Origin of the sequence: Bradyrhizobium canariense (assembly GCF_900105125.1) — a bacterium.
Lineage (GTDB): Bacteria > Pseudomonadota > Alphaproteobacteria > Rhizobiales > Xanthobacteraceae > Bradyrhizobium > Bradyrhizobium canariense_A.
The window spans coordinates 2,944,086-2,962,682 of sequence record NZ_LT629750.1 but is presented as its reverse complement, the minus strand read 5'-3'; the positions used below and the strand labels follow the sequence as shown (position 1 = coordinate 2,962,682).

Sequence of the window (18,597 nt, the reverse complement as noted above, 5' to 3'; positions counted from 1 at the left end):
TTTCGGTCCAGCCACGCCGCTTCTACGTCACCGGCCATTATGCGTTTTGGTCCAGGCATCGATCGCCGGCAACGCGCGGGTCTTGAGATCGTCCGCGATCGCAATCGTTTCCAGCGCACGCGCGACCATGACGCGGCCGCCGGAGGTTGCCTGCGCCGGGGCAAAGTGCGCAAGCTCGATGGCATGGGTTTCGTCGCTGAAGTTGGTCATGACCTCGGGGATGAAGGCGTCACGGAACGAAGGTCCCTGCCGCGCGGTGAGCGCATCCAGATTCTGCTGCACGAAATCCCAGGCCAGATCGGGTTGCTCGCCGGACGAGGCGACCGCGCTGATAATGCCGTTGATGATTGTACTCGGCAGCTCATCGGTCAGGGTCAGCGCCAGCGTGGCGCGAGCAAGGGTCGCATCGCGCGCGCTGGCGGCGGCATAATAGTAGCGCAGCCGCTCGCTGGTCACGGTGCTTTTGCGCGCCAGCGAAATCAGCGTGTCATAGCTGGCGCGATCGGCGCTGATGCCGACGACTTGCGCGACCGTATCGCGCAATGCGCTTGGCAGGGATTGCGGGTTTTGCACGAAGCCGGCGAAGCGCCGTTTCGCTTCGGCAATAATTTCGACGTCGCCGAATTCGCCGAGCGCCCGGATCAGGCTGCTGCGCAGCAGGGCCTCGTCGTCATTGTCGGGCCCGGTCGCATCCCAGCCGAGCCGGTCGAACACCGGACGCAACCTCGCGCGTGCGTAAGCTTGCAGCGCCGGTCGTGCGCTGCGATCGCGGGCGAGACGATCGAGCCTGCTCAAGGTGCCGATCACCTGGTCCCATACCGTGCGGTGATCGTCGGCGCTGATCCCTTCGGTCAGCGTGAGATAAGACGCCAGTTCAGTACGGCCGGCTTGCACCAGCGCCCATTGATCGGCGAGGAAATTGACACGATCTTCCGGCGTCATCGTTGTCAGCGACTTCGCCAGCGCCTCCCGGCTCCTTGGGCCGTACTCGACCCGGTAATAACCGACGTCGCCGAGATTGACCTTCACCGGATCGCCGCAGGAACCCGCCGCGATTTCGGCGCTCCCATCAAGCAGGATTTCCGCCGGCTGCGTCGCGCGCAACGGCCCGACTGCGATCGGGATTTGCCAATGCCGCGGTGAAAGCACCTTTGCATCGTCATTTGCGGAGGTGGATCGAGCGGGGGCGATCATGAAGCGGTCCTGCCGCAGCGACATGCGTTGTTCGGTGCCGTTGCAGGTGGTCTCGGCGATAATCAGCGGCACGCCGTCCTGCTCGGTGAAGGACGCGGCGATGCCGGTCACGGGCTTGCCTGCCGCGCTTTCCAGCGCCTGCCAGAGATCGGCGGTGGTGGAGTTGCCATAGGCGTGCGCGGCCATGTAGTTGCGGATGCCGGCGCGGAAGGCCTGATCGCCGAGATAGCTTTCCAGCATCCGTATCAGCGCCTGGCCCTTATTGTAGGTGATGCCGTCGAAGGCGGTCGTGGCCTCGCTCTGGTCGGCGATCGGCTGCTGGATTGGGTGCGAGGTGCGTCGTGCATCGAGCGCCATGGCGTATTGTTTCTGGCCGTAGCCGTTGAGCCAGGTTCGCCATTGCGGATAGAAATGTGCGGCTGCCTTCTCCTGCATCCAGCTGGCAAAACCCTCGTTGAGCCAAAGGTTGTCCCACCAGCCCATGGTGACGAGATCGCCAAACCATTGATGCGCCATTTCGTGCGCCAGCACGCTGAAGATACTGCGCCGCGCAGTGTTTGCATTCGTTGCGGGGTCGAACAATAGCCGGCTCTCAAAGAAGGTGATGCCGCCCCAGTTCTCCATGGCGCCGCCGAATCCGCCGGGCACCGCGATCAGGTCCAGTTTGGGGAGTGGATATTTCACGCCAAAATAATCGTTATAATAGTCCAGCAATTTGACCGCGTTATCGAGCGCGAAGCGTCCCTTTTCGGCTTTGCCCGCGGTCGTGACGACGCCGATCGTTACGCCATCCGCCTGCGCCGTGATCCGTTCGAGTTCGCCGGCCGAGAGCACGAACAGGTAGCTCGACATTTTCGGCGTCAATGCGAAAGTAACCTGCTTCAGGTCGGAGTTGACCGCTTCCTCATGCGCGACCGGCATGTTGCTGACGGCCAGGAACGAGCGCGGCACCGTGACCGTCAGGGCGAACGTCGCCTTGAAAGCCGGTTCGTCCCAGCACGGGAAGATTCGTCTGGCGTCGGCCGGCTCGAGCTGGCTTGAGATCATCCGCCTGATGCCCTGGTCGGTCGGGTAATCGACAAAGAAGAGGCCCCGGCCGAAGCTGTTGATCCGCGCCGTGAAGGCGATGCGCAGCCGGTGTGTGCCGGTCGTGATCGGCTGCGTGAAGGTGAGCGTGGCGCTTTCGGCGGCGGCATCGAGCGTGATGTCCGCGCGCTGCGTATCGCCATCGATGGTGGCGGCACCAAGCGTCATGTTGACCGCATTGAGGGTCAGCCGCGCGGTCGGCTCGCGGGCTTCGATGTCCACAACCTCGACACCCGCGAGCGAGAGCTTCTCAAGATCGGGTGTGAGTTCGATCGCGTAGTGGACGGGAATAACCGTCTTCGGCAGTTTACCCGGCGTGGTATCGAAGGAATAATTTCGTTCGGCCGCAACACTGCCTGATACCGGGAGCATCAGCACAAGCGTTGCGGCCAGCGCCGCGGCAAGGTTACGTCGCGTGAATGCCATCATTGCTTCACGAGCGGGCAGGCGGGGTCGGGGGGACCGAAAGCCTGGTCGCCAGGGATATGAGCCAGGATTTGATAATAGTCCCACGGATATTTGGACTCTTCAGGTTTTTTCACCTGCACCAGCACGAGGTCGTGAACCATCAGGCCGTCCTCGCGAAGCTTGCCGTTGCGTGAGAAGAAATCCTCGATCGGTTTTTCGCGCATCTTCGCCGCCACCTTGAGCGGCTCGTCGGTGCCCGAGTCCTTGATCGCATTGAGATAGCTCATGACCGACGAATAGACGCCGGCCTGCCACATGGTCGGCATCCGGTTCATCTTGGCAAAATAACGCTTCGACCATTCGCGCGTCTTGTCGTCCATGTCCCAGTAGAACGATGTGGTCAGCAACAGTCCCTGCGCCGCCTGCAGACCCAGCGAATGGATGTCGGTGATCAGCGCGAGCAGGCCGGCCATCTGCTGGCCGCCCTTCAAGACGCCGAATTCACCGGCGGTCTTGATCTCGTTCATGTTGTTCGGCGGTCCACCGGCGATGCCGATGATCTTGGCCTTGGAAGCCTGGGCCTGAAGAATGAATGACGACAGATCGGGGGTCGCAAACGGTGGCTTCACCGAGCCGATCACCTTGCCGCCATTCTTGACAATGACGCTCGAGGCGTCGCGTTCCAGCGAGTGGCCGAACGCATAATCGTCGGTGATGAAGAACCAGCTGTCGCCGCCGCGTTTCACCACTTCCTGCGCGGTGCCGACCGCGAGCGCGCGGGTATCGAACACCCATTGCATGGTGTAGGGCGAACAGAATTTGCCGTGGAAGTCAGCCGCCCCCGTCGAGTGCGTGATGAACATCCGCTTCTTTTCGTTGGCAATGCCCTGCACCGCCAGCCCCACCGCGGACACCGGCACGTCCACGATCAAATCGACCTGCTCAGTGTCGTACCAGCGCCGGGCAATACCGGCCCCGATATCCGGCTTGTCCTGATGATCGCCGACAATCACCGAAATCGGCTTGCCCAATACCTTACCGCCGAAATCGTCGACGGCCATTTGCGCTGCCGTGACCGAACCCTGTCCGGTCGGCGTGGAGGCGGGCCCGTTCATGTCGGTGAGTACACCGATCTTGACCACGTCGTCCGATATCTGGGCAAAGGCCGCAGGCGACCACAGCAGGCCAGCCGCAGTGACGCCAAATATGGCCAGTTTTCTCGCGAACATTATTTATCCCTCCCGATTTTATGCGTGTCGGCGCTTATTTGTTTTATTGAGCCCTCACGCCTTGCTGTGCTTTTTTCACCCACCCGGCCGCCCACGTCAACGATGCTCGCGTTGCGCGATCATCGGTATTTTAAGTCCAGGCGTCACTTGGCGAGATTTTTACGCAAAATCTCGGTCAAGCGATCGGGATTGGTCTGCGGCGGCATGAAGCCGAGGTACTGGCCGTCGCGGCCCATCAGGTAGACGACGCCGGCGTGGTCGATCGAATAGTCTCCGCCGCGCTCGTCCTGCACTTTGACGTAAAACGCCTTGTAGGCGTTGGCGACGCGGCGGATCTCCTCGGGAGAGCCGGTTAGTCCGACGAAACTGCGATGGAAGGCGGAGAGATATTCCGCCAGTATTTTGGTATCTCGCTCCGGATCGATCGTGATAAAAACAGGTTGTATGCCTTCGGCGGCCGGCCCCAGGGCGTCCAGGGCCTGCGTGATAGCCATCAGATCGGTGGGGCAGACGTCGGGGCAAGACGTATAGCCGAAATACACGATCATCAGTTTGCCGCGAAAATCGCTGTCGCTGCGTGGCTTGCCGTTCTGGTCGGTCAGCGTGAACGGGCCGCCGACTGTCCCACGGCCGTACATCAGGTCATCCATCATCTCGGCGGCCGACGGCTGTTCGGCTGCCCTGGCCGAGCCCCCACCAAACAGCAGGCTACAGCCGAACAAGAACGCGGCGACAAACAGCGCACACGCCCTTGCACCGGTCATGGCCTCGCTCCGGATCAGATACCGAAGGTGATGCGGCTGCCGGTGGTTGTGGTCAGGACTTTGCCCGGCATTTGCTGCTGGGCTTCCCTGGTGAAGTTCAGGCCGCTGCAGTGCATGGGAATGAGGACGTCGGGGTTCAACTTGCCGATCTCGCTCACGACCTGGGTGAGGTAATCCGCCGGAGCAGGCCCGAGGTGGAAGCCGCCCATGATGGCGTGGATCTTCTCGACGCCAGACACTTCCATCGCCTGGCGCACGGAATTGACGATACCGACATGGCCGCAGGAACTGATGACGATGAGACCCTTGTCCTTCAGGTTGAAGCACGTCGCGTGCTCGTGGATGTGCTCATCGGGCACGATCTTGCCTTCCATTTCGGCCGGCAGATAGTGGCTCGCGTTGCATCCGGCGCCGTCCTTTTGCTTGAACTCTACCAGGGTATTCGGCAGCACCTTTTCGATGCTGTTGCGTTTGATCTTGCCTGTCGTGAACGCCTGACCGCCGATCACGACCGGTGTTTCGCACAGCACGAGCTTGACATCGTGCTTGGCGATATCGCGGCGGTCGAGCATGCCGAAGTCGCTCAATTCGCCGAGCGCGTTCTTCCCGGCATAGCGCTGGCAGAAATTATCCTCTCCGCCCGCATACATCGTAATATCGGCGGGCAGATCCCTGCGGTGCTTGTCGAGGAATCCGAACAGGCCGCCCCAATGATCGAAATGGCCATGGCTCAGGATGAGGGTGTCGATTTTTGACGCGTCGACCTTCAGCAAGTCCATGTTGCCGTTGATCGCCTCGGGCGTCCAACCATAGTCCAGCAGGAAGGTACGCTTTTGGTCGCCGCGCTGCGGCTCCAGCAACAACGATAATCCCCATTCGCTATGCAGCGGGCGCAGCGAATCCGCGGAACGGCCGGGCTCGGTAGTCACGCCGTTCGCGGTCTGCGGCCGGAAGAAGATGTCGCTGGCGCTATCGACCAGAACGCGGACGCTGAGCTTGTCGATGGTCGGCACCTCGATGGGGCCAGCTTTGGCCATCTCGACGCAGGAAAAGCCGCCGGCTGCAGCCGCCAGCGCAAAGCTTGCAGACACCTTCAATGCGTCACGTCGATTGAAGTTGGTCATGGGATCCTCCGGGCAAAGCCGCGGTGCAAAGCAGTTGATAACAATACCCGCGGATTACGAATGCAGATCGCGGTCCGTGTCAACGAAAACCCTATCTCTTGGCTCCAGCGCAAGCTGCTCTGATGGTGCCGTTGGCGCACCTGCGGCAGTCGTTTTTTTTCGACGTATGTCAATAACCGTCACCGGATCATGTGTTGCGGGAACATGACAGTGTTCAAACTATAGGCATCCAGCAAAGCGATGCGTGATTTCCGGATAAACATTTCTTGAGGTGTGACGCAGTTCACAGCCGCACCGGATGGCTCAGGTCATTGTCCCGCGCATTGCAACAGCGAACTGCGGAGTTTTTTCCGATGATACATGCCTCATATCGAGCGGACGGAGCTGCTTTTCTCGCCTCCGCCTTTCGCGATCAACAGGCCAAGCGAAGGAGTATTTTTGCTTTATTCGTCGCAGCGCTGCAGCACTCGCGTCGCCTTCAGGCGCGACGTATTCTCCGGCAAAATCAACATCTGATCGCCAGCCATCAGAGCGATGCTCACGATTTGAATTCGGGAATCGGAGGTCGGAAAAGTGCTGGCGAATGAAAAAATATCTCGGGTCAAATTGTCTCAGCCGCTGTCCGTACCGAGCGAGAACATGCTGATCGCGGCCATCATCATTTCATTTTTAATTCTTCATGTCCTTGCAGGCACGATCCTGCAACAGGCTCCGGTGGCGGGAGCGACGATGTCGCAGCCGCAAGAGGCGGGGCCGTCTTTGTACGACTAGCATCATTTATCGGAAGATATTTTTTATCGGAAGATATTGCTCATGATCGGCATCGGGTCGTTTCTCCTGCTCAGCGTAGCTGTGTTCTTCGGCGCCTTTGTTTCGAGTCTCGCGGGCTTCGCCTTTTCGGCGGTGGCTGGTGCTATTCTGCTGCATGTTCTGCAACCGCTGGAAGCCATTCCATTGATGATGGCGTGCAGCATCGGCGTTCAGGCCGCAAATCTGTGGGCTTTGCGGAAGAACATTCGCTGGAAGGAAAGCTCGATTCTGATATTTGGCGGACTGCTGGGTATTCCCGTTGCGGTGTGGTTGCTGGACAATACCGATGCTCACACGTTCCGGGAGGGATTCGGTCTGGCTGTCGCCACTTACGCCGGATACATGCTGTCCAGGCCAAGCCTCGCCGACCAGCAACAGATGAAGCGAAGCGGCAATGCGCTCGTCGGCTTTGGTGGCGGCCTCATTGGAGGCTTAACTGCGATGCCGGGTGCGCTTCCGACCATCTGGTGCGACATGCACGGCGTGTCGAAGAACCAGCAGCGTGGTCTGGTTCAGCCCTTCATTGCCGTGATGCAGATATCCGCGCTTGCCCTGATGCTGTTTCGGCACGATCTGTCGCGCACGGTCTTGGTCAACTTCGCCCTCAGTGTCCCGGCGCTCTTGGCCGGATCGGCACTCGGCATCATCGCGTTCCGCAACGTCAACGAGATGACGTTCCGGCGCATCATCCTGGCCATCCTCCTGGTCTCGGGTATTTTGCTGGTCTTCTGACCGGGCCGCTGCCGGCGGGAATCATGTCGCGCAGAGCGGCGCTTTGTCGTGTAGTCCCGCAGGCCGTTGCGCGGTGTCCGTTCGCGGCCCTTCCGGATATCATCTTCCGAATGGTGAGCACCGCAAGGACGCCGCAAAAAGATCGATCCTTCGATTTTCATCCCTGACATGCGTACAAGAAAGGTACAGATTGCGGAGAATCGGGCAATAGAAGCCGACATAAAGGCGGGGGAGGAATTCGATGGCGCATCTGGGCTCTCATTCGCCAGACGGAAAACCTCTGACGTCCGCGGCCACCCGGCATCCCCGCCACATTACGCGCCGAAGCTTGCTGGCAAGCGCGGCTCTCCTCATCACAACCGGCGGCGCCAGTGCCCGCGTGGTGACCAAGGTTTTGCCGTGGGATCCCAACGAGGCCTATCCTGTGGTGCCGGTAAAGCCCGGCGGCTATCTCTTTTTTACATCCGAGGAAGCTGCCATCGTCGATGCCGTTGTCGATCGCCTGATTCCAACTGACGATCTCGGGCCAGGTGCGAAGGATGCGGGCGTCACGACCTTTATCGACCGCCAGTTGACGGGGCCCTATGGTGGGCATGACTGGCTCTACATGCAGGGACCATTTTCCGCATCGCCGTTGCCGACCCAGGGTTTGCAGTCACCGCTGGTCCCGCGACAACAATACCGTCTGGGGCTCGCGGCGCTGGAGGCCTATTGCAAGACAAGCTTCGGCGGTCGCGGCTTCGTTCAGCTCACTGTTGATGAGCAGGAAAGGCTGCTGACCGCCATGGAAAAGGGCGAGGTGGTACTGCCGAATTTCAGCAGCAAGATGCTGTTCTCGGCAATCCACAGCAATACGCTGGAAGGCTTCTTCGCCGATCCCATTTATGGCGGCAATCGCGACATGGCGGGATGGAAGCTGATCGGTTTCCCCGGCGTTCGCTACGATTATCGCGACGTCATGGAGAAGCCTAATCAGACTTACCAGTTGCCTCCGGTCGCCATGCAAGGCCGCCCAGCGTGGGGAGAGCACTGATGGCGCGCCGTCTGCCACGCAAGGATGTCGTGATCGTCGGCCTCGGCTGGACCGGATCGATCCTGGCCTATGAACTCTCGCGCACGGGTTTGGAAGTCGTCGCGATCGAGCGCGGCCCGTGGCGCGATACCGCAACCGACTTCAATATCGGCACGGCGCCGGACGAATTGCGTTATGCCGTGCGCCACGACGTTTTCCTGCGCCCAAAGCAGGAAACGCTCACGATGCGAAACAATCCTTCGCAGACGGCGTTGCCGATCCGCAAATGGGGCAGCTTCCTGCCGGGCAATGGCGTCGGCGGCGCGGGAGTGCACTGGAACGGTCAGACCTGGCGTTTTCTGCCCAACGACTTTCGCATTCGCAGCCACATGATCGAGCGCTACGGCGAAGCAATTTTTCCGGAAGGAAACCACATTCAGGACTGGCCGGTCAGCTATGATGAGCTCGAACCCTATTACGACAAGTTCGAGTATCTTGCGGGCATCTCCGGCAAGGCCGGCAACATCAAGGGCCAGATCCAGCCGGGGGGCAATCCTTTCGAAGGCGCGCGCGACAGGGATTATCCGACGCCGCCGATGAAACAAGGCTACGCCCAGGAATTATTCACCAAGGCGGCAAGCGGTCTCGGCCTGCATCCCTTTCCCCGTCCATCCGCCAATATTTCTGCCGCTTATACCAATCCGTATGGATGCAGCATGGCGCCCTGCACCTATTGCGGCTTCTGTGAGCGTTTCGGCTGTGCCAATTATTCCAAGGCGTCGCCGCAAACCTGCGTATTGCCGGCGCTCGTTCGCCAGCCGACTTTCGAGGCGCGGACCGACAGCGAAGTCATGAAGGTCAACCTGTCCGCCGACGGCAAGACCGCCACCGGCGTCACCTATGTCGATCTCAACGGCCAGGAATGGGAGCAGCCGGCAGATCTTGTGCTGGTCTGCGCCTACGGGCTCTTCAACGTACGCCTGCTGCTGCTGTCGGGAATCGGCAAGCCCTACGATCCCGCGCAGGACGAGGGCGTCGTCGGACGCAATTACGCCTACCAGACCGGCTCCGGTTCAACGGCATTTTTCGAGGACGCCAAGTTCAATCCGTTCGCGGCGGCAGGTTCGCTCGGCGTCGCGGCGGACGACTATAACAGCGACAATTTCGATCACGCCCCGCATGGCTTCGTCGGCGGGGCTTCCATCACCTCTGCCCATACCAACGGGCGGCCCATTCTCTATCACCCGACGCCGCGCGGCACGCCGACATGGGGCAGCAAATGGAAAAAGGCGGTCAGCGAAACCTATCAGCGTGTCACCAGCGTCGGCGCGCAAGGCAGCGTCATGAGTTATCGCAACAACTATCTCGACCTCGATCCGACCTATAAGGATCCGCTCGGCCGGCCCTTGATGCGCATGACGTTCGACTATCAGGACAACGAACGCAAGATGGCGAACTGGATGGCCGATCGCTGCGATGAAATCGCCAAGGCGATGGGGGCCAAGCAAACCCAGTTAAATCGACTGGTCGGCCCGTGGTCGGTGGTTCCGTATCAGACCACGCACAACACCGGTGGCGCCGTTTTTGGCAACGATCCGAAGACCAGCGTGCTCAACCGCTATCTTCAGTCCTGGGATGTGTCGAACGTGTTCGTCATGGGCGCTTCGGCGTTTCCGCAAAACGCAGGCTACAATCCGACCGGCACCGTCGGCGCGCTGACCTATTGGTCGCTCGAAGCGATCCAGCGCTATCTCAGATCTCCCGGCCCGCTGGTGCAGCTATGAAATCACCGGCTGGCACCACATCCGGCGTTGCCCGGCTGGCAAACAGATGGCGATACGCGATCTTGCTGGTCGCTGTGATTGCCGCAGATCGCGCGATGGCGGACCCGGACAATTACGTCAGCGTCATGCGCGGCAAGGCATTGGCCACGGCCGGTGATTGCATCGCCTGTCACACCGCGCCTGGCGGGCAGCCATTCGCCGGCGGCCTTGCGCTGGCGACGCCGTTCGGCGCGATCGTGACGCCGAATATTACGCCTGATGATGCAACGGGCATCGGCCACTGGTCCAGGAACGATTTTGCGCGTGCAATCCATCAAGGGCGAAGGCCCGATGGCGGCTATCTCTATCCGGCGTTTCCTTATCCCTATTATACGAAGGTGACACGTCAGGACACTGACGCGATCTACGATTATCTGCGGACGCTTACGCCGGTCTCGAACATCGTCAACCGCAATACGCTGCCGTTTCCGTTCAGCATTCGCACTGCGATGATGGGGTGGAATGCGCTGTTCTTCAAGCCGGGCCGCTTCGTGCCCGATCCCCAACGTTCTGAAGAGTTCAATCGCGGCGCCTATTTGGTGGAGGGGCTGGGCCATTGCGGCGCCTGCCATACACCACTGAACGCATTTGGGGCGAACAAGGCCGACCAGTTCCTGCAGGGCAACCGGATCGACAACTGGACGGCGCCGAATATCACCAATGATGAGCCGTCGGGCCTCGGCAAATGGTCAGTTGAAGAGGTCGTTCAGTATCTCAAGACCGGTCAGACGCGGACCACGATTGCCAGCGGTCCGATGAAGGAGGTCGTCGAATATTCGACTTCGAAGATGCCGGATGCTGATCTCAAGGCGATTGCGGTTTACCTGAAGGAGCGGGGAGCCGCGGGCGCGCCGGCGCCAGCGCCGATCCCCGCGTCGGATCCCCGCATGCAGGTCGGTGAGGCCATCTTTGTCGATACCTGTTCGGCCTGCCATACCCGCATCGGCGCCGGGATTGAGCACATCTTTCCTCGTCTTGCCGGGGACGCCATCGTCAGGCAGGACGATCCCACCACTTTGGTGCGGATTATCCTGACCGGCGTCAGGGGCGCAGGGACCGATGCGTTCCCGACATCGCCTGCGATGCCTTCGCTCGGCTATCGCCTCGACGACAGCCAGGTCGCCGCTGTCGTCACCTACATTCGCAACAGCTGGGGCAATGCAGCTTCAGCCGTTGACGCCGACACAGTGAGGGCTTTGCGGAGCAAAGTATCCGGTCCGCGCGAGCGTTCCGCTTCGCAGTAGTCTCTGCCAGTGGAGCGCTCTTGCACCGATCAGGAAGGCGCTCAAGACCGGGAGATGCATTATGACTGGTGCTGCAGTCTCAGATCAGGAAACGGTGTCGGGTGCTGCCGACATGCGGGTCGTCAGCACGTTTGAGACCTTGCCGAAGCTGCTCGACGCCGATCGTGAACTGCTTCGCGCCGGACGATGGTTGAACGTCGATTGCCTGCTGGGCCCGATCGGTCAGCCGTTGCTGGTTTCAATTCGCCAGGGCCGTATTGCCGAAATGTCCGCAATGCCCAAGATAATGCCGTCCTGGCGCTTCAGCTATACGGCGTCACCTCAGGCATGGATCGAGTATTGGCGGCCTGAACCCAGGCCCGGATGGCACGATCTGCTGGCGCTGACCAAGCGCGGCGAGGCGCATCTGGCCGGCGAGCTGCATCCGTTCATGACGCATTTGCAGTACTTCAAGGATCTGCTGGCGTTGCCGCGTTCCGTGCCGGCGGAGATGTCAGCATGAATGGACAGATAGAACCGATCACCGGCCGATACGTGCAGGTCGACATCAACGGCGTGATGCATCGTGTCTATTTCGAGGAAAACGGCTCGGGCATCCCGCTGGTCTGCCTGCACACCGCCGGCTCCGACACCAGGCAGTGGCGGTATCTGCTCTGCGATGCCGAGTTGACGCAGTATTACAGGATTATCGCGTTCGATATGCCCTGGCATGGCAAATCGAATCCGCCTGATGAAGCAACGGACGAGTACCTGCTGACGACGGCGAGCTATACGCAGAGCATCCGGGCGTTTTGCGCAGCGCTTTCGCTGCAGCGACCGGTGGTGATGGGATGCTCGATCGGCGGCCGCATCGTGCTCAATCTGGCGATTGATCACGCCCGCGAGTTTCGCGCGCTGATCGGGCTTGAAGCGGCCGACTTTCAGCAGCCATGGTACGATACCAACTGGCTCAACAGGCCCGACGTTCATGGCGGCGAAGTCTGTGCCGCGCTGGTGTCCGGGCTGATCGCGCCGCAGAGCCCGCAAAGCGCGCGCCGGGAAACGCTTTGGAGTTACATGCAGGGCGGGCCGGGGGTCTTTAAAGGCGACCTGCATTTTTACCGGGTGGACGGCGATCTGCGCGGACGGGTCGAAAAGATCGATACCGCGACATGTCCGCTTTATCTGCTGACAGGTGAATACGACTTCTCCTGCACACCCGAGGATACGCTGCGCACGGCGCGAAGCATTCCCGGCGCGCAGGTCACGATCATGGAGAAGCTCGGTCATTTTCCGATGAGCGAGAATCCGGCCCAGTTCCGGCAATATATCGCGCCTGTTCTTCACCAGATCCGGCAGGCCGGATGAGCGCTATGGCGCCCTCGACAGCCTGCCGATAGAATCGCGGAGCATGCGGCGGCAGCGTTGATGGCGAGGGTCTGATGCTCGGTGTTTCAAGGTCACCCTGCGACGCCGGCGTCATCCGCGCCACGCCCGTATTCCCGGTCGCCTTGTCGCAACGGCGCAAGCGGCTGACGCTGGCGGCGACGATCCTTGGATCGAGCATGGCATTCATCGACGGTTCGGTCGTGAACATCGCGCTCCCTGCGATCCAGCAGGCACTGCGCGCCGATGCAATATCCACGCAATGGATCGTCAACGGCTATTTGTTGCTATTGGGCGCGCTGGTCCTGGTCGGAGGCTCCGCCGCCGATCTTTACGGCCGCCGCCGGATCTTTCTGGTCGGTGTTGCGCTGTTTACGATGGCCTCGATTGCCTGCGGCCTCTCACCTGACATCGACGTGCTGGTCGCCAGCCGTGCGGTGCAAGGTCTTGGCGCGGCATTGCTGACGCCGGCCAGTCTCGCCATGCTCGGCGCGACGTTCGACGAGCATGAGCGCAGCCACGCGATCGGTGTATGGGCAGGCGTCGGTGCACTGACAGCCGCGGCCGGGCCGGTGCTCGGCGGCTGGCTGGTCGATCATGTGTCGTGGCGGGCAATTTTCCTGATCAATGTGCCGCTCGCGATTGCCGCGGCCGGTCTTGCGATCCTGTTTGCCTGCGAGAGCCACGATCCCCAGGCGAAGCGGCTGGACTGGAAAGGCGCCGCCGCAGTCGCGATCGGTCTTGCGGCAATTACCTGGGGGCTTGGCGCCATTCCGGCGTCGGGATTCCGCGACGTCTTCGTGCTCGGCGCGCTGGGGTTGGGCGCAGCCTTTCTACTGGCGTTCCTCGCCATCGAAGCGTATTCGCCCGAACACGCGATGATGCCGCTGTCGCTCTATCGCTCGCGCGATTTTTCCGGAACCAATGCGCTGACGCTGCTGGTTTATTTCGCGCTTGGCGGCGTGCTGTATTTTCTGCCCTTCGGCCTGATCCGGCTGGGTGGCTATTCCGCAACCCAGGCCGGCGCGACGTTCTTGCCGTATGCGCTGATCATGGGGTTTGGCTCGTCGTCCTCAGGCGCTCTGTCCGACCGTTTCGGTCCGCGGATGTCGCTGACGGCAGGGCCGATCATCACTGCCGCCGGATTGTTATGGCTCTCCTTCGCCGATTGGGGCGGGCCTTATTGGAGCAGCGTGTTTCCCCCGATTTGCACGCTCGCGGTCGGGATGATGATGACCGTTTCACCGCTGACGTCGACCGTGATGGCCTCGGTTGGCGAGGCCCACGCCGGCATAGCCTCAGGCGTCAACAACGCCGTTGCGCGAGTGGCGGGGCTGCTGGCCGTGGCGGCGCTCGGTGCTGTTTTATTCGCCAGCTTCTCACATCATCTGGCGGACATGGCGCCGGCGCACGCCAACGAGGTATTGAACGCGGTTCTGGCCGGACAGGCCGGCGTCACTGGCGCCGCAACTTCGGCATTCGAGCGCGCTTTGCGCACGGTGATGCTGGTTGCAGCGTCATGCGCCGCACTTGGCGGCATCATAGGCTGGTTGACGATCCGGCAGACCGGCGCGGCGATGAAAAGCTGACGCGCGTTATCGCCGGTCGTACTCGTCCGGCTCCATCGCCCACAGCCATTGGTCGTGGCCGGATGCGTAATTACTGTTGGTCTGTGCCGGATTGCGGTTGACCATCGGCCGCAAATACATCGGGTGCGTGGCGCTGCGCACTTCGTGCTCGATGGTGAACAATGGCTTGCCGCTCTCGAGATCGACGATATCGCGAAAACGGTATTGGTATTGGTTGTCTTCGCTATAGATCAGGCCGCGCTCCGACAACTGTCGATAGGGACCGGAGAAATTCGTGATGTACATCTGCACATGGTGGCCGTCATATTCCGGCTGCGGCCGGTCGGTCTCGCGAAATTGCAGATACTGGTCCTTGCCCATCTTCACGCGTGCGAGCTTGCCATCGCCGTTTTTGAGTTCGGCGGGCATCCCCATGATCTTTGGATAGAAGTCGCAAATGGCTTGCGTGGTGCCCATCGGCACGTCGAACTCAACATAGGGGATGCCGAGCGTGATGCGCCCGAAGCGCGCCGCGTCCGGCTCATAGCAGCGCACGCGGTTGCCCCACGGGCACGTCGCCTCGACGTAGTCGTTATTCTCCTTGAACGTGAACGCAGTACCGTCAAGCTTCCTGGCGACGGAGGCAAGCCGGCCGAGCAGCGCTTCACGGCCGGAAATCACGATTCCGGTATGGCCGCGCAGCACCTGCGCTTGGCCGCTCGGCAGGTGAAACTGGCTTCGGCCGACATTGACCCACATATTGCTGTCGGACACCATTAAATAGGGATCGCGGGTGAGCCCGAGCCCGGCGACATAAAATAGCGACGCCAGGCGCTGGTCGGGCACCTGGACGTTGACGTGTTCGAAATGGATCGAGTTGCCAAGGTCCTCGGCGGCGCGGTCGAATTGCTGCTGCATGGATACGGTCCCGGATGCGGATTGCGGCATATTATACTGCAGCGGAATGGACTAATCCAACAATTCGGCGAGACCGGGCAGGGCCACCAGCGGCGGAAATTGGTCAGGAGCACGCCGCCGCGACAGGGCTTTCGGCCCCGTCCATGCGCCGGACCGCCTGCAAGATTGGAGGTCGACAGGTGATGACCCGTCGCACTAGGATTTGAAGACAAACAATGTTTAAGAGTGCGCAGACGATTCCGTCCCGTACCAGAAAAGAGGCAAGGGAAACCATGACCGAACTATTTGAAAAGGGACTCAAGGTCCGCAAAGAGGTGCTTGGCGAGGACTACGTCAACAAATCGATCGCCGGCGCTGACGAGTTCACGCGCACGATGGCCGAATGGTCGACCGAGTTCTGCTGGGGTGCGTTGTGGACCCGGCCTGGCGTCGATCGCCGTACCCGCAGCATCGTCAATCTGGCGATGATCAGCGTGCTCAACCGCCCGCACGAATTGAAGCTGCACGTCAAGGCGGCGCTGAAAAATGGCCTGACCAAGGATGAGATCAAGGAGATATTTCTTCAGGTCGCCGTCTACGCCGGCGTTCCCGCGGGTATTGACAGCTTCCGCATTGCGCGCGAGGCGTTCAAGGAACTGGAAAACGGATAGGGCTTGGGACGAGTTTCCAACCCTTCGGTTGGTTGTATTCCAGCCGTCCGCGAGCAATGATGGGTTCAATCGACTGAAGGAAGCAATCGGGTCAGGAGCATCAAGACTCCGAGGCACCATAAACAGACAGGGGAAACGCAATCATGACCACCATCCGCCGCCATGTCCTGGCGACGCTCGCCGCCGTGACGCTGCTCGCGGCGCCGGCGGTATCCCATGCGGAGACCATCCGCATTGGATTGCCGACCAAAACCTATTGGCCGACGACGGTGGCCGAGGCGGCAAAGTCCCAGAAGCTGTTCGAAAAAGAGGGCATCACGGCCGAGTTGACGATCTATCGCGGTGGAGCGGAGACATTTGAGGCGATGGCCGCGGGTGCAGCCGATCTCATCCTCGACGCACCGTCGCTGCCGGCCGCCGGCCGCAAGAAGGGCGTGATGTCGAAGGTCGTTGCCAACGGAGCGATGGGCAATTTCGGCTGGCAGTTGATGGTGCTGGCGAAGTCGCCACTCGGCGTCAAGGATTTGAACGGCAAGAAGGTCGGCATCACATCGGCAGGTTCGGGATCGGATCTGCTGGCGCTGTGGACGGTTCAGGACAAGAAGATCGATTTCACCCGCGTGCCGGTCGGTGGCGGCGGGCTGGTGCCCAATCTGCTCGCCGGCAACATTGACGCCGCGGTGGTTTATTCGCCGTTGAGTTTTCAGATCGCCAAGTCGGGTGAAGCCAAGACCATCCTCGATTACGCCAAGGACGTTCCGCCGAACCTGACTTCGGGCTGGATCGCCACCGACAAATTCGCGCAGGAAAAGCCTGAAGTGCTGCAGAAGGCGCTCAACGCGCTCTATGGCGGGGTGATGTTCATGCGCAACAACCGCGAAGCGGCGATCAAGCTGATCGCCGATCTGTACGAAATGCCGGCCGATATCGCTGCCGCGGAATACGAGAATACGATCCTGCAGCTTGAGACCAATGGCGACATGAGCGCGCCCAATGTTACGGGCGCGCTTCAGCTTTCGCTCGATATGGCCAAGCTTGGCGGCATGAAGGATCTGGCGCCGGCATCCGAGATCATCTCGACCCAGTTCAAACCGGTGGCCACCAAACCCTGAGGCGAACGCGATGACCGGCACGCTTGGTATAAAGGCAGCGCGCCTCGCTGTCGTGCTGGCGGTGTTTGCAGTGTGGGAAGTGCTGTCGCGAACGGGAGCCGTCAGCCCCCGTTTGCTTCCCTCGGCATCCGATAGCCTTGCCATGCTGGGCGAACTGCTGCAGCGCGCCAGCGTGCGCAACGATCTTGTGGTGACGGCGAGCGAAGTGTTGACGGCCTTTGTTCTGGCGGTTCCCGTCGGCACCCTGATCGGCTTTCTGATCGCGGAGAATCGTTATTTCTCCGAAGTGATGAAACCGCTGCTGTTTTTCGCCTTCAGCATTCCAAAGTCGATCTTCCTACCGATGTTCATTCTGGTGTTCGGGGTCGGCTTCTCGGAAAAGGTCGGCTTCGGCTTCTTCTCCACGATCTTTATCGTCATCATGTCGACGACGACGGCGGTCGAATCCGTGAAGATCGAACATTTGACGGTGGCCCGCTCCTACGGCGCCACCGCCGTGCAGACGGCGTTTCGCGTCTATCTGCCGAGCATGCTTCCGGTGCTGCTCGAGGCGTTGCGGATTTCGATGATCTTCAACTTGACCGGCGTGATCCTTGCGGAGATGTATGCCTCGCGCGACGGTATCGGCCATCAGATCGCGACCTGGGGAGAAAATTTCCAGATGAAGCAATTGCTGGCCGGAGTCTTGATGATCGCCATCATTGCCATGACATTCAACGAACTCGTCCGATGGGTGGAAACGCGATGCAGCCATTGGCGAACATAACCCCGCTCAAGCTGGTTTCACGCGCCGGCGCGATTCAGGTCGACGGCGTCGGTCACACCTATCGGACCTCCGGCCAGGACGTCGTGGCGTTGTCCGACGTCTCGTTCGAGGTGAAGCCGGGGCGGTTTGTCGTGCTGGTCGGCCCCTCCGGCTGCGGAAAATCGTCGCTGTTGATGATGATGGCTGGGCTGCGGCGACCGACGTCGGGAACCATCCTGATCAGCGGCGCGCCGATCGATGTTCCCGATCCGAACCGGGTGGGCGTGGTGTTCCAGGAGCCCAGCCTGTTTCCTTGGCTCACTGCGGAAGAGAATGTCGAATTCCCGCTGACGCTGCGAGGCGTCGCAAGGAAGGAGCGGCGGGCCAAGGCGCAGGAAGCGCTGCAGCTGGTGGGGCTGGATGGCTTCGGGACGCGGCATCCGCATGAATTGTCCGGGGGCATGAAGCAGCGGGTCTCGATTGCGCGCGGTCTGGTTCAGGACCCGCCGGTGCTCCTGATGGATGAGCCGTTTGCGGCCCTCGACGAGCAAACCCGAATGACCATGGGCGATGAATTGCTGCGAATCTGGGCTGCGACCGGCAAGACGATCGTCTTCGTGACACACAGCCTGACCGAAGCGGTCTATCTCGCGGATGAAGTTGTCGTGATGTCGGCGCGTCCCGGCCGCATTGTGGACCGGCTCGAAGTGGCGCTGCCAAGGCCGCGCACGTTCGAAATGCTGAGCGGCGATACCTTCGGAAGCCTGCGCGACCGTATCTGGCGCCATATCCGCAAATCGGCGTGAGGCAAGA

General features: G+C 60.8%; 17 protein-coding genes. 12 read left to right on the top strand and 5 right to left on the bottom strand.

From position 1 onward, the window contains the following. Nucleotides 1-27: 27 nt before the first annotated feature. From BLV09_RS14095 to BLV09_RS14080, 4 genes are all read right to left on the bottom strand, one after another. The gene (locus BLV09_RS14095; RefSeq protein ID WP_244549081.1) at nt 28-2,706 is read right to left on the bottom strand and encodes a M1 family metallopeptidase; all 2,679 of its coding nucleotides are present in this window, start codon (nt 2,704-2,706) and stop codon (nt 28-30) included. Then, nucleotides 2,706-3,917: an ABC transporter substrate-binding protein gene (locus BLV09_RS14090; RefSeq protein WP_100380483.1), complete on the bottom strand. Its 1,212-nt coding sequence runs from the start codon at nt 3,915-3,917 to the stop codon at nt 2,706-2,708. Before BLV09_RS14090 ends, BLV09_RS14095 begins: the two co-directional genes overlap by 1 nt. 143 nt (nt 3,918-4,060) lie before the next feature. Then, a complete protein-coding gene (locus BLV09_RS14085; protein ID WP_146687751.1) occupies nt 4,061-4,681 on the bottom strand; it encodes an SCO family protein in 621 nt (206 codons plus the stop codon). 14 nt (nt 4,682-4,695) lie between these two features. After that, a complete protein-coding gene (locus BLV09_RS14080; protein ID WP_100380485.1) occupies nt 4,696-5,805 on the bottom strand; it encodes an MBL fold metallo-hydrolase in 1,110 nt (369 codons plus the stop codon). Nucleotides 5,806-6,378: 573 nt separating this feature from the next. Here BLV09_RS14080 and BLV09_RS14075 point away from each other — a divergent pair. From BLV09_RS14075 to BLV09_RS14040, 8 genes are all read left to right on the top strand, one after another. Further along, on the top strand, nt 6,379-6,576 hold the full coding sequence (locus BLV09_RS14075; RefSeq protein WP_146687750.1) for a hypothetical protein: 198 nt from the start codon (nt 6,379-6,381) through the stop codon (nt 6,574-6,576). Between the two features lie 42 nt (nt 6,577-6,618). Beyond that, entirely contained in the window at nt 6,619-7,347 is a 729-nt protein-coding gene (locus BLV09_RS14070) for a sulfite exporter TauE/SafE family protein (RefSeq protein WP_146687749.1), read from the top strand. Nucleotides 7,348-7,588: 241 nt separating this feature from the next. Next, nucleotides 7,589-8,380: a gluconate 2-dehydrogenase subunit 3 family protein gene (locus tag BLV09_RS14065; RefSeq protein WP_146687748.1), complete on the top strand. Its 792-nt coding sequence runs from the start codon at nt 7,589-7,591 to the stop codon at nt 8,378-8,380. Then, a complete protein-coding gene (locus BLV09_RS14060; protein WP_146687747.1) occupies nt 8,380-10,143 on the top strand; it encodes a GMC family oxidoreductase in 1,764 nt (587 codons plus the stop codon). The genes BLV09_RS14065 and BLV09_RS14060 overlap by 1 nt, the downstream gene beginning before the upstream one ends. After that, the gene (locus BLV09_RS14055; protein WP_146687746.1) at nt 10,140-11,426 is read left to right on the top strand and encodes a cytochrome c; all 1,287 of its coding nucleotides are present in this window, start codon (nt 10,140-10,142) and stop codon (nt 11,424-11,426) included. Before BLV09_RS14060 ends, BLV09_RS14055 begins: the two co-directional genes overlap by 4 nt. Nucleotides 11,427-11,487: 61 nt before the next feature. Beyond that, nucleotides 11,488-11,928, top strand: a complete 441-nt coding sequence (locus BLV09_RS14050; protein ID WP_244549080.1) for a hypothetical protein — start codon at nt 11,488-11,490, stop codon at nt 11,926-11,928. Then, entirely contained in the window at nt 11,925-12,773 is an 849-nt protein-coding gene (locus BLV09_RS14045) for an alpha/beta fold hydrolase (RefSeq protein WP_146687745.1), read from the top strand. Before BLV09_RS14050 ends, BLV09_RS14045 begins: the two co-directional genes overlap by 4 nt. Nucleotides 12,774-12,847: 74 nt before the next feature. After that, nucleotides 12,848-14,380: an MFS transporter gene (locus tag BLV09_RS14040; protein WP_146687744.1), complete on the top strand. Its 1,533-nt coding sequence runs from the start codon at nt 12,848-12,850 to the stop codon at nt 14,378-14,380. 6 nt (nt 14,381-14,386) lie between these two features. Here the strand turns inward: BLV09_RS14040 and BLV09_RS14035 are convergent, their stop codons facing one another. Next, nucleotides 14,387-15,277: a hypothetical protein gene (locus tag BLV09_RS14035; protein ID WP_146687743.1), complete on the bottom strand. Its 891-nt coding sequence runs from the start codon at nt 15,275-15,277 to the stop codon at nt 14,387-14,389. 272 nt (nt 15,278-15,549) lie between these two features. Here BLV09_RS14035 and BLV09_RS14030 point away from each other — a divergent pair, with 272 nt between their 5' ends. The 4 genes from BLV09_RS14030 (at nt 15,550) to BLV09_RS14015 (ending at nt 18,590) form a co-directional block, all read left to right on the top strand. Next, nucleotides 15,550-15,927, top strand: a complete 378-nt coding sequence (locus tag BLV09_RS14030; protein ID WP_100380494.1) for a carboxymuconolactone decarboxylase family protein — start codon at nt 15,550-15,552, stop codon at nt 15,925-15,927. Nucleotides 15,928-16,070: 143 nt separating this feature from the next. Beyond that, nucleotides 16,071-17,039: an ABC transporter substrate-binding protein gene (locus BLV09_RS14025; RefSeq protein ID WP_100380495.1), complete on the top strand. Its 969-nt coding sequence runs from the start codon at nt 16,071-16,073 to the stop codon at nt 17,037-17,039. A gap of 10 nt (nt 17,040-17,049) precedes the next feature. Next, nucleotides 17,050-17,805: an ABC transporter permease gene (locus BLV09_RS14020; protein ID WP_146687742.1), complete on the top strand. Its 756-nt coding sequence runs from the start codon at nt 17,050-17,052 to the stop codon at nt 17,803-17,805. Further along, nucleotides 17,784-18,590: an ABC transporter ATP-binding protein gene (locus BLV09_RS14015; protein WP_244549079.1), complete on the top strand. Its 807-nt coding sequence runs from the start codon at nt 17,784-17,786 to the stop codon at nt 18,588-18,590. The genes BLV09_RS14020 and BLV09_RS14015 overlap by 22 nt, the downstream gene beginning before the upstream one ends. Nucleotides 18,591-18,597 lie beyond the last annotated feature (7 nt).